This window comes from Enterococcus sp. VV15 (genome assembly GCF_005236045.1).
GTDB classification, from domain to species: Bacteria; Bacillota; Bacilli; order Lactobacillales; family Enterococcaceae; genus Enterococcus_B; species Enterococcus_B durans.
Map to the genome: position 1 here is coordinate 71,150 of NZ_QPTY01000003.1, position 15,379 is coordinate 86,528.

Consider the following 15,379-nt stretch of genomic DNA (forward strand, 5'->3'; position numbering starts at 1 on the left):
GCGAGATACCCAGAAATAGTGTCATTATTTCTGGGTATCTTGGCTTTTTATTGATTGATCTTTATATAAGTATGGATTTCCTTTTGATAATCAGCCCCTTGCCAAGAGCCAGTATTCAGATACATAGCTAAAAGATAACCAATAAAGGGGCCTGTCGTTAATCCAGATGAGCCGAGACCGCTAGCAACAAGGAGTTCTGGATCATCTGGCAATGGACCAAAGAATGGAGCAAAGTCAGATGTATAAGCACGGGTGCCTACTTGGAGATGATGTGATTGAGCAAAAAGTTTTTGTGGTTCTTCCAAAAAACTAGCAGCATTTTCACTCAATTGTCGATAAGCCTCTTCAGTAGGGGACAAGTCCCAACCACCAGTATTTTCGTGGGTAGCGCCTAATAAAATTTTTCCATCAGTAAAGGGGATCAAATCCGCTTCTCCATCCAACATCGCGACAGGCCAATCCTGGCTCTGGGAAGAAGCTGTATCAAATACCACAAGTTGTCCTTTTTGAGGCCGAATATCTGTCTGATAACCTAAAGGAGCCAATAAGGCTTTTAATGCAGGTCCTGGTGATACAATCACTCGGTCGAAGTTCTGTTTTCCTGACTTACTTTCGATCACCCAATTATCCTGAGCTCTCTTTAAGTGCGCTTTTTCATGGAGTTGTTTAATCCCTTTATGAGTAAGTCTTTTAGACAGTTCATTTAAAAACGCTTTTCCGTCAAGTTTTCCACCACCGCTGATGTACAAAGCGGGCATTCTCTTCAATAGAGGAAGAAGTGCAGATGTTTCCTCAGGTTTCAGTAAACGAATCTTGCCGATTTCTGGTGCCTCTTTTTTTCTTTCTTCGGCCAAATCCGCTAGTTCAGCTAATTGTTCCGTTTTCCGTAGTATGATGGTACCAGACTGTGCATAGATCGATTGACCAAGTGAAAAATCTTGAACTAATTTCGGGAAAAAAGCGGCGCCGTCTTTTGCTAAATGGTACCATTTCTTGTTTCTTCTTTTGGAGAGCCAAGGAGAAATGATCCCGGCGCTAGCTTTTGTTGCTTGACCTACTCCATGATCGTAAAGTACGATCTCAAACTTTGTTGTATCAAGATAATTGGCTAAAGTCATTCCAATGATCCCACCACCGATAATGGCAATTTTTTCCATAAAGAAAGCCTCCTTTTTTCAGTCTCTATTTTCCCATAAACTCGTCGATCAAGAAAGTGTTGAGACAGTTCCTCCTTATTAGAAACAGTGTGTGTGCTTTATATTAAGACGACTGAAGTGTTGATTAGAGAAACAGTACTCGTCTAGGTAAGAAACTGCTGGGAAATAGTTTACAGAGAAATCATGCTTTCTTTTTTGCTAAACTATACTGGATGAACTGGATAAAGCTGATTATCAGTAAGAAAAGCAATACGCCTAAAGCAATTTTTGATCCTAATGTAGTAGCATCTCGGTAGTTTAATGTTGTATGGTCTTGGATAAGATTGATAATAATCGCTACTAGAGAAGTTGCAACAGCTCCAGAAAATTGTTGTAAGGTGTTGAATACAGCATTCCCATCACTTTGCGCATCTACCTGCAACGCATTCATCCCGGTAGTCATCATATTACTGTAAGATAAGCCGATACCCACCATATAGATCACATGGCAAAGAACCAAGAATAGCAGAGAAACATGTCCGATGAGAAGAACAAGTGCAGACCAACCGATAAGCGCAAGGAGCAACCCAGTTAGAATCGGTTTTTTTGGTCCGTACTGATCTAGTAATTTTCCAGAAAAAGGCGATAACAAAGCTCCTACAGCTGCTCCTGGAAGCATAGCGATGCCAGCGATGAATGGACTACTTCCCTGAACGATCTGTACAAAATTAGGTAGGACAAAGGAAATACCCAACAATAAGAACTGATAAATCAAAAAACTAAACAAAAATAAACGAAAGGTTTTATTGTGAAAAATAGTCAATTGGATCAAAGGGGATGCTGCTTTTTGAGTGCGTCGATAAAAAATGAAACACCCAATGATAGCGATAACTAACGCAAGCCAACCCACCGTTGTGCCTAACATACTCAAGAAAGTCAAACTTCCGCTAAAAAGGAGACATAAACCTAAGACGCTTGATAGGTCCAAACGGCCACTCTTTTTAACTGGAACAGTAGGGATAGAAACTAACCCAATGACTAATGAAAGCAGTAATACGGGAATAAGAAAAAGAAAAATGTGATTCCAAGTAAAATTCGAAGTTAAAATACCGCCGTAAGTCGGTCCGATTGCAGGAGCAATAGCGGTAGTCAAAGTCCCGACTCCCATCATTGCGCCACGTCGATTCATCGGAGCAAAAGTTAAAATAATATGGAACATCAAAGGTAATGCGATTCCTGTCGCCGCTCCTTGCAGAAGTCGACCAAGGAGTAAAATCAAAAAAGTTGGAGAAAAAAAGTCAATGATAATTCCAGCTAAAAACAGTAGATTGGACAGTAGAAAAAGACTGCGTATACTGAAATTTTTAGTAAGATAAGTCGACAGGGGGACGATGATCGAGATCATCAATAAATAGATAGTCGTAACCCATTGTACCTGTGCTGTAGTTAATTGAAATTGGTTGATCAAAGTTGGAAAGGTTACGTTCATTGCCGTTTCAATCAACACCCCGGCAAAGGACATCATACCTGTAGCAATCACCGCAGGTACTAATAAAATATGTTTTTGTTTTGTCATCGTGTTCACCTCAAAAAAATTTCGTAAAAAAAAGAGAGTGATTTCTATTTAAAAAAATAGAAATCGCCTCTCTCTCGACACGCCAGTGACGTGTTATCTGTACGATTTGTTTACAACGCATATTCTAGCATAGAATGAAAATTAGTGTCAACAACGTTAGCCAAGTCTGAGTAAAAGAGTTATGATAGTAGGAAATGGATAGATAACAGGAGGACGGAATGGAAAAAATCGATTGGAAAAAAAGTGAGGCTGGTTATAGTATAAAGAAAAGACCACAGATCTTAGTATTACCTGAGCAGCATTTTTTTAGTATCAATGGGGTCGGTGACCCAAATGATGAAGATTTCCAGCGACGTGTTGCTTCTCTTTACGCATGGAGTTATGCTGTTCGAATGTCACCGAAGAAAGATTGGCTTATCCCAAACTATCAGCCTTATACGGTGTATCCGCTAGAAGGTCTATGGGGACTACAAGAGAAGTACCTCAACGAAAAAGTAATGCAAAAAAAACATTTTTCTTATCAATTAATGATCAAACAACCTGGTTTTGTAACCAAAGAAGTGGCACAGGAGGCTCTTGTCCGAAGTGCGCATAAACTACCGTCCGAGCTGATAGACCAATTGCAGTTTGTAACGATCGAAGAGGGATTGACTGCGCAAATGGTACACATCGGTCCATATGATGATGAACCCGCAACATTTAAAAAGTTGGCTGATTTTATTCAAAAAGAAGGCTATGAACGGACGTCTAAAGAGCATAAAGAAATCTATATGAGTGATCCACGTAGAGCAAATACAGAAAAAATGAAGACGATTTTGCGTGTGTCGATTGCTCCAAAATCAATTCGTTGATTCATAGAAAATAAAAGTAAAAAATACTAAAAAATCAGTTTTTTTGTTATAATAAAGACGAGAGGTGTCCAGTATGAAAAAAATCCAACGACAATCATTGATTCGCAGAATCATTACGGAACAACCAGTCAGTACCCAAGAAGAACTTTTAGCTAAATTACAAGAAGTTGGTGTTAAAGCAACCCAAGCGACGATTTCCCGCGATATTCGAGAAATGAAGCTGGTGAAATCCCATGATGAGAATAAGCAAGTACGTTATGCATTATTTAGTCAACCATCTGAAACATTGAATGAAGAACGACTAAAATCAGCTGTCAAAAGAGAAGTGTTAAAAATTCAAATCGTACAATTCATGATTGTCGTGTTAACAGAAAAAGATGGCGCAGATGTCGTAACGAATTGGTTAGATGAAGCAGCCTACCCAGAAGTTGCTGCAACGATCGCTGGTGTAGACACATTTATTGTGATTTGCCGTTCTGAAGAAGATGCACAAGCATTTGCAGAAAAGTTAGAAAAAATGAGAGAATAAAGGAGGAAGATACAAAATGTCTTTTATGAAAGCGCTACAGAATGGTTCGGATATTCGAGGAATTGCTATTTCAACAGAGGAATTTGATGCAAATCTAACAGCGAAAGAGATGGAAAAAATTAGTTGTGGATTTGTTACCTGGCTAAAAAAAGCAAATGGACGAAAGTATCAAGATGGAAAGTTGACTGTCGGCATTGGGCGTGACAGCAGAATCAGTGGACCACTGTTAAAGGAAGCGTTGATTAAAGGACTAGTCGATCAGGGAGTCAATGTCATCGACTTTGATTTAGCCACTACTCCTGCCATGTTCATGGCAACTCAGTTCTCACAATTCCAGTGTGATGCGAGCGTCATGTTGACGGCAAGTCATTTACCTTTTTACTTCAATGGCATGAAATTTTTTACAATGCAAGGTGGAGCCGAAAAAGAAGATATCGCCTTCATATTGACAAAAGCCACTGAAAAGAATAAAAATGGATATACAGGATCGGTACGTAAAGCAGATTTAGTAACTATCTATGCCAAAGATCTAGTCCAGAAAATCAGGAACGGTATCGGAAAGACAAATGAAAAACCATTAGCCGGTTGGAAAATCATTGTGGATGCTGGGAATGGATCAGGTGGTTTTTTCGCTGAACTTGTTCTTGAAGAATTGGGTGCGGATACGACTGGTTCGCAGTTCTTAGAGCCAGATGGTCATTTTCCAAATCATATCCCTAATCCTGATAATCAAGAAGCAATGGCTAGTATCAAAAAAGCAGTGCTGGCAAATAAAGCGGATCTAGGTGTGATCTTTGATACAGATGTGGATCGTTCAGCAGTAGTGAGCGGGAATGGTCAAGTGATCAATCGAAATAATTTGATTGCCTTATTAAGTATGATTGTCTTGAATGAGCATCCAGGAACGACGATAGTGACAAATTCTCCAACATCGACACATTTACAAGCATTTATCGAATCAAAAGGGGGAAAACAAGATCGCTATATCTCAGGCTATCGAAATGTTATCAACAGAGCGTTGGCATTAAATGAATCAGGTGTCGATGCACAGTTAGCCATTGAAACAAGTGGACATGCGGCGTTTAAAGAAAATTATTTTTTAGATGATGGTGCCTACGTGATCGCCAAAATATTGATGCTTCTCCCAAGATTAAAAGAGGAACAGTTGACATTAGAAGCAATCATTCAAGGATTAAGGCAACCGATTGAAGTGCAAGAAATTCGCTTAGGGTTGACTAGTGATCATACACAACAAAGAGGAAGAGAAATCATTCAGCGTTTGTCCGATACATTAGAAAAATATCCGGGGATGAAATTACAGCCAGAAAATCAAGAAGGCATTCGTTATGATTTAAAAGGAGTTTATGGCAACGGTTGGTTCTTACTTCGTCCAAGTCTTCATGAACCTCTATTAGTTTTACAAATTGAAAATGATATAAAGGGAAAAAATAGCACAGCGTTACAAGTGCTCTCGCGAGAATTAGCAACATTTCCAGATGTTGAGCCACTGATATTAGCGGAGGATGAAGGGTAAAAAGTGAGGGGAAGGGATAAAAATGGTTATGAATATGATCATCTTTTTAACAGTGTTGGTCTACGGGGTGAATTTTTTGGTTTTCATGTATCTTAAAATCAATCATATCAAGGATTACGTAGAAAAAATCGCCATTTATTTTGGAACAAATATGACATTGCTGCTTACAAGTTGCATCTTTCTATTCTTTGGAAAATTGGTGGAAGATGGTATTTTACTTTTCGAATAACAAGCAGAATCTTTGTATAAACTTCTGAATATACTTACACTAGTAATATGAAGTGAACTATAGAAAGGAGTAGTACAATGAAAAAATTATACGAAACAGCGATGATCAATCACGGTGGGCGAGAAGGGGAAGTTGAAGCACCGAATGGTTCCATGCACATGAAGATCACTCCCCCAGGCATCCACGCGGATGGAACCAACCCAGAACAATTATTTGCAGCAGGATATGCTTCTTGCTTTAACGGTGCATTACAGCATATGATCAAAGAAGCGAACCTAACTGTTGATTCTACTGTCAAGGCACGTGTATCCCTTTATACCCTTGACGAAGGCGGATATAAAATCGGTGTGGTACTAGAAGTCCATGTAGAGGATGTCAGTGAAGAAGAAGCAATGAAATTAGCAGAGCAAGCGCACGACTATTGTCCTTACTCCAAGGCAACCAAAGGCAATATCGATGTAGAAGTTACGGTCGTTTGATCATAAATGAATAAAAGAAAAGCGCCTCTAGCAATCAGAAACCGATTGCTAGAGGCGTTCTTTTTACTTTTTAGCTGGAGGGGTGCCATACATTTTCGGTGTGACACGTTTTAGCTTAGGCTTAGCTCCTTCGATCTTTGGTTCGTCCAACCATTGATATTCGCCTTCACCGTCTAATGCTTTACCGCTAGCCCAAGGGCCTTTACTGCTTTCATCACCTTCGGAAAAATTATAAAAGTCGTAGGCGATATCTTTACGTTCATTTTCACGATTGAAGGTACTTGGAACAAGAATCGAACCTTCATTTTCTTCTAATTCTTTTACTGCGCTAGCCCATAGATTTTGGTGATAGCTGTCTCGTGCAAGTAACACAGAGAGTAAATCTTTTACGCCGCGGTCATCGATCATTTCATAGATGCGTGCGACTTGCAAGCGTCCTTGTGATTCCGCATTGAGATTGGCACGGAAATCAGCAAGTAAATTGCCACTTGCAATAATATAACTACCGCTCCAAGGGTTACCAACGCTGTCTGCTGGACGTGGTCCTAAGCCGGCAACGATTGCCTGTTGCGGATTCATTCCTGAAATAATCGCACCAATCGTTGGATCTTTTTTCATTGCTTCTTCTTGATCTTCCACAGGTGCCTCTTCTAATAGACGTGCGACCATCGTAGCCAACATTTCCACATGGCCAAGTTCTTCGGTAGCAATATCCATCAGCATATCTTTGTATTTTTCTTCTCCTAGGCAGCTCCATCCTTGGAAAAGGTATTGCATTGCCACGCTCATTTCTCCATACTGTCCACCGATAAGTTCTTGTAAATATTTCGCGATCAACAGATTGGGACGATCTGGTTTTGCTTCAAACTGCAATTCTTTTTGGTGTCTGAACATCAAAATGCCTCCTAATCTTTTTTTGATACCTCTCTATTTTGATACGAATGGATAAAAACTTCAAAGAAAACGATTGCTAAATCATTTTTGTAGTATAAAACACGTTATCTGAAAACAAAAAAGTTATTTTTCTTTTTTTATAAATAATTTTGAGGGTGAAATGATCGGTAAAAGCAAGAATAAATTGAGGATTATGAATCGTGTAAAGAAAGTAGATAGAACGAATATAAAAATATAGATAAAATTTTAGAAAATTGACAGTTATTAAACTTTTTGAATTAGTGTTATTTTATTTTTCTAATCGTTTATTCTTTATTCTCATTTTAGTTATTTTGCTGATTGTCTTTTTTATTACTATTGATGAGGATCATTTTATAAAACGCCTATTATTCTTTTGTTGTTGTTAGGTTATCATTGCTTATATTAAAATGTTTTAATATAGTTAGAGTTATTTTCATTTTTCCTTGTTTATAAATGCGAAGGTTTCGGCGTTTAGGATATCATTTGAATAATGATTAAAAATACATTAAAATAAAAGGAGAAAGTTTATGTGATTATTCATTTTGATTTATGTGAAAAAACACGCATGTTTTTTAATTATGAGGAAGGGAGTAAAAAAAGTGAAAAAAATCGGCTTGAAGGTGCTACAGTTTGTTGCTATGTGTATGTTGGTAGGTCCATCCTTTCAATCGATCATTCATCTAGCTGATCGAGATGTAATTGCAGATACTGTTGCAAATACAGAAAAGAAAGTTTATCTAGATGAAGATTATGCGCAGATTGAAGGAAAATATGTTGAGAAAGAAGACACCCTAGAATGGACATTGGAATTTGAAAAGAAAAAAAGTGACAATGAAGGGAGGATCCGTATCGCCATCGATACCGCTGCAGCTGGTATTGGCACAGTAACCAATATCCGCGGGAGCGGATTAGCTTCTTACGATGAAGAGGGAGCAGAATTAAAAACCGAAACGATCAATGAACAAGAATGGTATGTTGGAAAAGTGTATTCAAAGGATCAAGAAACTGGAACGTTGATTTTTGAAACAGAAAAATTACCAGACACCAAAGAAGGAGAGTTGCCTCTTCAAGTCGTTGTAGATGAGAAAGTTAAGGTAACTGATAATGAAGCAGCTGACAATAACGAAGGAACTGATAATCAAGAAGCTATTGAAAATAAAGAAGAAACCGCTGAAACGCAACGAGATGACATATCTGTAGAATCAGACGAACCGATCATTCCGAGTGGACGACCCTTAGCAAGAGTCCAGAGTCCGTTGTTCAGTGGTATTTTAGCGCGTCTTGGTCCGACTGCGACTGACGATCCATATACCTATGTTTATCCACAAGGTTCCGCAACCAGCAAACAAAATCGGTATCCATTGTTTGCCACGAATGACTTCACTAGTGTGTTAGATAATTGGAGTCAAAGCAGCGAGGCCTACAGTGGGTATAAAGGTTCGCTTTATGATAATAATCAATTGATCGATGATTCTGATTATTCGATTGGGGGCGCAAACTGGCGGAATTATAATTACGCCACGGATAATGGTTCTACTGCCACCGAAGGAGATACAAATACCCCTGCTCAAACAGTTCAGCTTTGGGGAACGGAACGGAATTTTGCCAATAGTTATTTAGATTATAATAGTGCATATGTGAAAAAATGGGTGGAACCAGTTTTACCAAGTACTACAGAAGAGGGTGTTTCTCCACAAGACACAACCACACTTTACAATGTTTATTTAGATGTGATTGGGGGAGAAGATAAAAGTATCACGCCGGTCGATGTGGTATTCGTCCTTGATAAATCAGCAAGTATGAATGAAGGAACAACAGGTTCGGGAAGTCAAAGTAAAGATGCCGCCTTACGCGAATCAGTTCTTGAAATCAGTAGAAATTTGTTGTCTGCTCCGGAAATGGATGCCCGCATCGGGTTAGTCAATTTTTACCATTCGAGTACATCAACGGGTAATCAGGATCAGATCAATTCAGATACCTTAGCGATGACAGATAACCTCAATTCAATAACTACTAGTACTGTATTGACAAGAACACCTATTGGAGGAACGCCTTTGACATTAGGGTTGAGAAAAGGCTATGAAGTTCTCTACAAGGATAATGGAGGAGCAGAGAGAAATCCTGAGAAGATTTTGATTGTTGTGGGAGACGGCACCCCTACCTTTAGCTATGCACCTATTGAGTCAAGAACTTCGAGGGGAGGCAATAATTGGAACAGTTGGAATGTGATGCCAGATAAAGTGGTAACAGATAACGGTACCCTCTTTAAAAATTTTGAAACCTTTTCCGGAAATACTTCTGATGCTGGTTTTACGTATCCTGTAACCTATGCGACAGATTTCAACCGGCCAGCTAACACGAATCAAATTCAATATCGCTATGGGGAAGTAAAAGATGGCGACAGTAAAGCAACGCATTGGGCAGGAACTGGAGGCGCAGATAATAATACGACCGGAGCAGCTACTACTCAAGAAAAATCTTCAGCAATCAATACTGTGGCGTATCATCATTGGTTAAAAAATACCTATCAATCGCCACCGAATATTTTTACGATCGGTTTAGGGATTGAAGGAAATATTTCTGGGAGGCAACGATTAGATGCGATTGGTCGAAATGTGTTGAAAAATATTGCTGACACGAAGCCGAATGGGACAGATCCTTATTATTATAATGCCAATAACAAAGCAGAAATTGTAGATGCTTTAGAAAATATCTCGGCAACGTTCAAAAAAACGATCGAACAAGCGACACTTTATGATGAAACGGGATTCAATGTTTCACTGTTTGGGGGAGGAAATTCGGCAGAAATCCAGTATTACCATTTAGAGAACAGCGAATCAGGAACAAAATATGAAGCACCAGAAGTTTGGGATGTATCAAGACATGGAACGAAGCCACCAGAGGTTGTAGCAACACCAACGCAATATGCAGGACATGAAAATCATGCATATGCGTTTTCTCCGATTTCGTTAGGAGAAGGCGAAATGGTTCGGATCAAGTACCAAGTCAAATTAGATGGTGGGGCACAAGATGGTAAATTCTATACAGTGAATAATATGGCTTATCTACAAAATCTAGAGGATTATCAAAACGATCGAGCGACAGGTCGGATGTATCTACCAGCTCCGTCGATTCGATATGAACACAAGGATAGAAATCTGCAAATCAAAAAGACTGGGCAAGATGGTGAAGCACTAGCGGGCGTCGAATTTGCTTTATACAATCAAGATCCTGGTGAAGCTGGAACTGAGGTTGTACCAATTGAAACGAGTCGGACAACAGATGATGGAATGGCTATTTTTGAAACCAAGATTCCTATACTTGGAGATGAAGGCGGCGCAGAAAGTGCTGTTTATTGGGTAAGAGAAATTTCAGGTCCGCCACGTTATCAATTGAGTGATGAGACGTATTCGTTTCAAGTAAGAAAATATATTGCCGGCGAAGGAGACACTCTAGGACATTATGAATTGGTGAATGCGAGTACTTCAGGAGACCGGAAGGGTGGTCCTGAAGGAAAAGACCCAAATGCCACTAATGAAGGAGAATACCATACATTCTCGGTTGTTCAAAATTTAAACGATGAAAAAACAGATTATAAAGATCTTTACGTCAAACTAGAAATACGGAATGAGTTCAAACCTGTTCATTTGAATATTGAAAAGCTGGTCAAAGATAGTGACGTACCAATCAATGGCGCAGAATTTGAAGTCTATGAGACAGATGGCGAAGGGAATGCACAAGGAAATGCGATTGCTAAAGGTATTTCTGGGAGCAATGTAAAAGAAGACAAAAAAGGTCTCTTGACGTTCTATCGTGTCAATGAAGACGGAGACTATATCCTAGATGGAGAGGATAAAATTATTCATCCATTTGGTGATCCCGATTCATTTGAACATGGCGATGAAGGCGATAAGTATGCAGAATACAAGATTATAGAAACAAAAAGTCCAGAAGGCTTCGAAGATCCTACAGAAAATGATGGTTGGCTTTTGCAAATCTCTGGAAACAGTGAGGGGACAATCAAATATCAACGGTTAAACGAAGTAAATTGGCACTACTTAACATTTATCGAAGACGACGACGGGTTGCTGTGGATCGATCATGAGGTGTATAACACCTTTAGATACCGTGAAGTCAGAGTGAAAAAAATCGATCAAAATGGTGAGCCATTAGATGGGGCGGGCTTCGATATCAAAAAGACAGACGATCTAGGATTCCCACTTTATCGAGCTTATACAGGTAATCCACGTGATCTAACTTCTCAAGAACCAGGCATTGGCTCCTTCTATCTTTATAGAGTTGGTCTCGACAAATATGAGGATCTTGAATATACCGATCCTTTGAAATTAGCTGTGGGTAAGTATGAAATCTCTGAAGCAGTTGCACCAAATGGCTACCAACTGTCTGATCAGACTGCTTTATTTGGATTGAATGAAGAAGGTCAATTTGTGATCAATGGAGAGCCAATCATTGATGAAACAGCCGATTTAGGAGAGGGCTATGCGATTATTGATGGCGTATTACAAGTTACGCTGAAAAATGAACTCGCACCGCTTGATTTAACGCTATTCAAGTTAGATAGTACGAATAATCAAAAATTGCCAGGAGCTGCATTCTCACTTGAACATGAAGTGAATCCTGGGGAGTATGAGATGATTGATGATGGCTTGACACCCGATCAAGCCGACCTTTCGAAGTTTCTTTCACAAGATTTAGCTGCAGGAAATTACCGGATCAAAGAAGAAACAGCTCCAGACGGATACATGCGTTTGCCGGGACATTTTATTTTGACCATCAGTTATCGAGAAACGGCAGAAACATCAGGAGGAGAAGTTATCCCTGGGAAAGAAAAAGGCAGTTTGAAAGCCGAGATAGCCTATTATCCAGATGGTGGAACGGATAACCCGTCAGTTACGCAAGAAGTAACCTATGAGTTGACAGTGGACAACCGCATCCAATTATTAGTGAATATTGGAAATGATCCAGAGAAGCCATTGCCAGCTACTGGTGGAACAGGCCCTTACCTCTATTTCATCATTGCGGCACTCCTTATAGGGATTTCCGCAATGATTGGTGGCGTACTGTATGTTAAGAGTCATAGGAAAGGGAGGGTCTGATCATGAAAAAAGTAGGCATGCTACTTCTCCCAATACTTGTTTTCTTGCCAATCATAACAACGTTATTTTCTGTTAAGAGTCATGCGCAAGAAAATACGGGAAACACGGTTGAATTCATTTTGCATAAGAGAATGATCCGCGATGTGGATTACACAGAAAAAGTCTTTCATCAAAATGATGGATTAGAGATTGCTACTGACCAAAAGAACACGTTACTCTCGCAAACTGAGCCATTGAATGGTGCAACTTTCCAGATGTACGAACTGACTGATTATTATGAGAAGCAAAAAGGTCAAATGACGAGCGAAGAATTTGTACAAAATTTTGCTGCAATGGATCGCTCAACGATCAACGAACTGATTGCGAGCGAAAATTTAGAAAAAGTAGGTCCGCCAGTTACCACGGCATTCGATCAGGTAGGAAATTTAGGGGATGGAATTGCACGAATCACTGCACCTAAGAAAAACCAAGACCGAGATGCTGTGTATCTGATTTTTGAAGAATCGATCGATCGAGAAACTGGCTTAGATGTTGACTTGGATCAATATGCGATCCCAATTGTTGCCATTTTGCCAATCATGGATCCAATGGACCATACAAATGAACTATCACAGATTCATATCTATCCGAAAAACGTCGGATATCTACGTGATCCGTATTTCTTTAAATACGGGCGTCAACAAGGATCACAAGAAACGGGAGTTCCATTGCAAGGTGTGGTCTTTGCATTGTATCAACTGATTGAGGGGAAGAAATATTATTTAGACATGTCACCTTCGATTGATTTGAAGAATAAATGGATTGAGCCACAAGCTAATGATCCTTTGGGGGATGTGAACGTTAGTAAATTCATTTCTGATAAAGATGATCTGGTCACCACAGGTGGGCGATTATTACCTGCAGGCACATACTATTTTGAAGAACTAAAAAGTGTGGACGATTATACCATTAGTAAAGAAAATCAAAAAATCGAAGTAGTGATTCCAAGGTCTTGGCAGAATGCCGATGGACAACCAAACTATGTCACAGTCAATGGACAAGAGATGGCAGAACTAGAATCCGGAAATGTGCCTAAAGTAGCTTATAACGAAGTCAAGCCACGGGTATACAATGAAAAAACGGACAAAAAAACTACCGAAGATAGCAACAAGCAAGCGAATATTACACCAGATAAACAAGAGCCAAAGGGATCCACTTGGTTGAGTTATCCAAAAGCAAATGAGACAAAATCATTGATTTCATTAATCGGAATAGTCTTGATCATAGGAGCAGGTTTAAAACTAAAAAAGGAACGGGGAGAAAAAAATGAATAAGTTGAATTTGATAAAAGGATTCAGTATATTGTTACTTGCAACTGTGGGCTTTGGGAATAGCCAGGATACGAAAGCCGAAGAAGTGTCAGAAAAACCAAGTGCAATCACGATCACATTACACAAAAAGGGATTTGAGTCCTTGCCAACTGACCAAGCAAACAGTGGTCTGGTTTCGAAGGAATTTGGGGAAGAGAATATAGCTGGCGTCGATTTTGAGCAATTCGATGTGACTGCGGTGTATTACGGTTTGTTAAATGATAATCCAGATACGCAAGATGATGATGATGGAATGACTGCTGCTGCTGCAATTGCATGGATGCAGGGGAAAGATTACGAAGATTGGAACACGATCCTTAATGGTGCAGACCCAGTTGATAGTCATACCACAGACGATGAGGGAAAAGCAGTCTTTACCAATGTACAAGTCAGTGAAGGCGACGGGAGAGATAAAGTCTATCTATTTTTAGAAACTTATTCGCCAGCCCATATTTCTAAAGTTGCTACGCCAATGGTCGTGATGATGCCAGTGATGATGCCAAATGTGGTTGATGGCACGTGGGATGGCAGCTCTTGGAAAGACACATTCAACAAAGATGTCCATCTCTATCCCAAAAATGAAGTGCGAGAAGCAGAAAAAAAAATGAATGTACCTGATGATGATGAACTAAAAGAAGTTATCCTAGATAAAGGTGCCGAAGGAACAGAAACTATTTCATATCTTGATCTAGAAAAAGGAAAACAAGTTTCGTATACGATCACTGCACCGATTCCTTATTTTATTGATTCAGTCAATACGGTCAATGAAGTATCATACGCTGTCATTAAAAACTTTGTAATAACAGATACACCAACCACAGGATTAAGCTACTTTGACCAAGAGATAGAAGTAAAAGTCGGAAATGAAATATTAATCAAGGGAACAGATTATTCTGTCGCACAAAGCGGTAATGGTTTTGCAGTAACGATCTTAACAGAAAAAGAAGATGGGACTGCGAATGAAGGAACATTAGCTAAATTAGCCAAAGGACGTGGAGGTGATTTAATGATCACCTACAATATGCTAGTAACAGCAACGATCAAAGCAGATGAATTTCATAATAACACTGCAACGATCTTGATCGGACGTAATGATGCCTATGATTACAATGAAGAAGTGATTCCAGACGAAAAAGTAGCTACTGGCGGTAGAAAATTTGAAAAGTATGATGCTTCAAGTAAACAGATGTTGAGTGGTGCCCAGTTTGAGATCTGGAATGGTAATAAGGATAAATTTGCGGTCTTTTACAAAGATGGCGCAGCGCTAACAACCTATGAAGCGGGTGCAGACAGAACCGTTTGGGCAGACTCAGGATCAGGAGTTGCTGCAACGAAATTCACTTCTAACGACCAAGGAAAATTTGAAGTACAAGGATTAGATTACGATACGTATCATGCAAAAGAAGTCGTAGCGCCAAGTGGCTATGCTTTGCCAACTGGCGATAAAGCATATACAACATTCACAGTTTTCTTTGGAAGCTACGATGAAAGTGTATCTGTTTTAGGTCAAGAAAATCCTGGGGAAGAAAGTATTCCGAACATTAAAAAAGGGTATCTACCATCAACTGGGGGCAATGGTATTTTAGCTTTCTTACTAGTTGGACTGAGTCTAATGATCGGCACCTATACATGGTATAGAAAATCAAAAGCAACAGAATAATCGG

At 39.5% G+C, this 15,379-nt stretch carries 11 protein-coding genes; 8 read left to right on the top strand and 3 right to left on the bottom strand.

Annotated elements, in window-relative coordinates:
- Window positions 1–47 precede the first annotated feature (47 nt).
- On the bottom strand, window positions 48–1,157 hold the full coding sequence (locus tag DVW83_RS02160; RefSeq protein ID WP_123863065.1) for an NAD(P)/FAD-dependent oxidoreductase: 1,110 nt from the start codon (window positions 1,155–1,157) through the stop codon (window positions 48–50).
- Window positions 1,158–1,338: 181 nt separating this feature from the next.
- Window positions 1,339–2,712, bottom strand: a complete 1,374-nt coding sequence (locus DVW83_RS02165; protein WP_137238946.1) for an MFS transporter — start codon at window positions 2,710–2,712, stop codon at window positions 1,339–1,341.
- A gap of 218 nt (window positions 2,713–2,930) precedes the next feature.
- Between DVW83_RS02165 and DVW83_RS02170 the strand changes: the two genes are divergently transcribed.
- The 5 genes from DVW83_RS02170 to DVW83_RS02190 all read left to right on the top strand — a co-directional run bounded on the left by DVW83_RS02170 (window position 2,931) and on the right by DVW83_RS02190 (window position 6,334).
- Window positions 2,931–3,563, top strand: coding sequence for a GyrI-like domain-containing protein (locus DVW83_RS02170; protein ID WP_104661719.1), 633 nt, complete (start codon window positions 2,931–2,933; stop codon window positions 3,561–3,563).
- A 73-nt stretch (window positions 3,564–3,636) separates the two neighbouring features.
- A complete protein-coding gene (gene argR / locus DVW83_RS02175) occupies window positions 3,637–4,092 on the top strand; it encodes an arginine repressor (RefSeq protein WP_081135640.1) in 456 nt (151 codons plus the stop codon).
- Window positions 4,093–4,108: 16 nt separating this feature from the next.
- Window positions 4,109–5,626 (top strand): phosphomannomutase/phosphoglucomutase, encoded by a 1,518-nt coding sequence (locus DVW83_RS02180; protein WP_104661718.1) that lies wholly within the window; start codon window positions 4,109–4,111, stop codon window positions 5,624–5,626.
- Window positions 5,627–5,648: 22 nt separating this feature from the next.
- The gene (locus DVW83_RS02185; RefSeq protein WP_104661717.1) at window positions 5,649–5,855 is read left to right on the top strand and encodes a hypothetical protein; all 207 of its coding nucleotides are present in this window, start codon (window positions 5,649–5,651) and stop codon (window positions 5,853–5,855) included.
- A gap of 77 nt (window positions 5,856–5,932) precedes the next feature.
- A complete protein-coding gene (locus tag DVW83_RS02190) occupies window positions 5,933–6,334 on the top strand; it encodes an organic hydroperoxide resistance protein (RefSeq protein WP_005879366.1) in 402 nt (133 codons plus the stop codon).
- Between the two features lie 63 nt (window positions 6,335–6,397).
- Here the strand turns inward: DVW83_RS02190 and DVW83_RS02195 are convergent, their stop codons facing one another.
- Window positions 6,398–7,228 carry a manganese catalase family protein gene (locus DVW83_RS02195; protein WP_137238948.1) on the bottom strand — a complete coding sequence of 277 codons (831 nt, stop codon included), beginning with the start codon at window positions 7,226–7,228 and terminating at the stop codon, window positions 6,398–6,400.
- Between the two features lie 620 nt (window positions 7,229–7,848).
- Between DVW83_RS02195 and DVW83_RS02200 the strand changes: the two genes are divergently transcribed.
- Genes DVW83_RS02200 through DVW83_RS02210 form a run of 3 tightly spaced genes read left to right on the top strand, consistent with a single transcriptional unit; the run spans window position 7,849 to window position 15,375 of the window.
- On the top strand, window positions 7,849–12,366 hold the full coding sequence (locus DVW83_RS02200; RefSeq protein WP_104661715.1) for a VWA domain-containing protein: 4,518 nt from the start codon (window positions 7,849–7,851) through the stop codon (window positions 12,364–12,366).
- A gap of 2 nt (window positions 12,367–12,368) precedes the next feature.
- Window positions 12,369–13,679, top strand: a complete 1,311-nt coding sequence (locus DVW83_RS02205) for a pilin N-terminal domain-containing protein (RefSeq protein ID WP_104661714.1) — start codon at window positions 12,369–12,371, stop codon at window positions 13,677–13,679.
- A complete protein-coding gene (locus DVW83_RS02210; protein ID WP_137238950.1) occupies window positions 13,672–15,375 on the top strand; it encodes a SpaH/EbpB family LPXTG-anchored major pilin in 1,704 nt (567 codons plus the stop codon). Before DVW83_RS02205 ends, DVW83_RS02210 begins: the two co-directional genes overlap by 8 nt.
- Window positions 15,376–15,379: the final 4 nt, after the last annotated feature.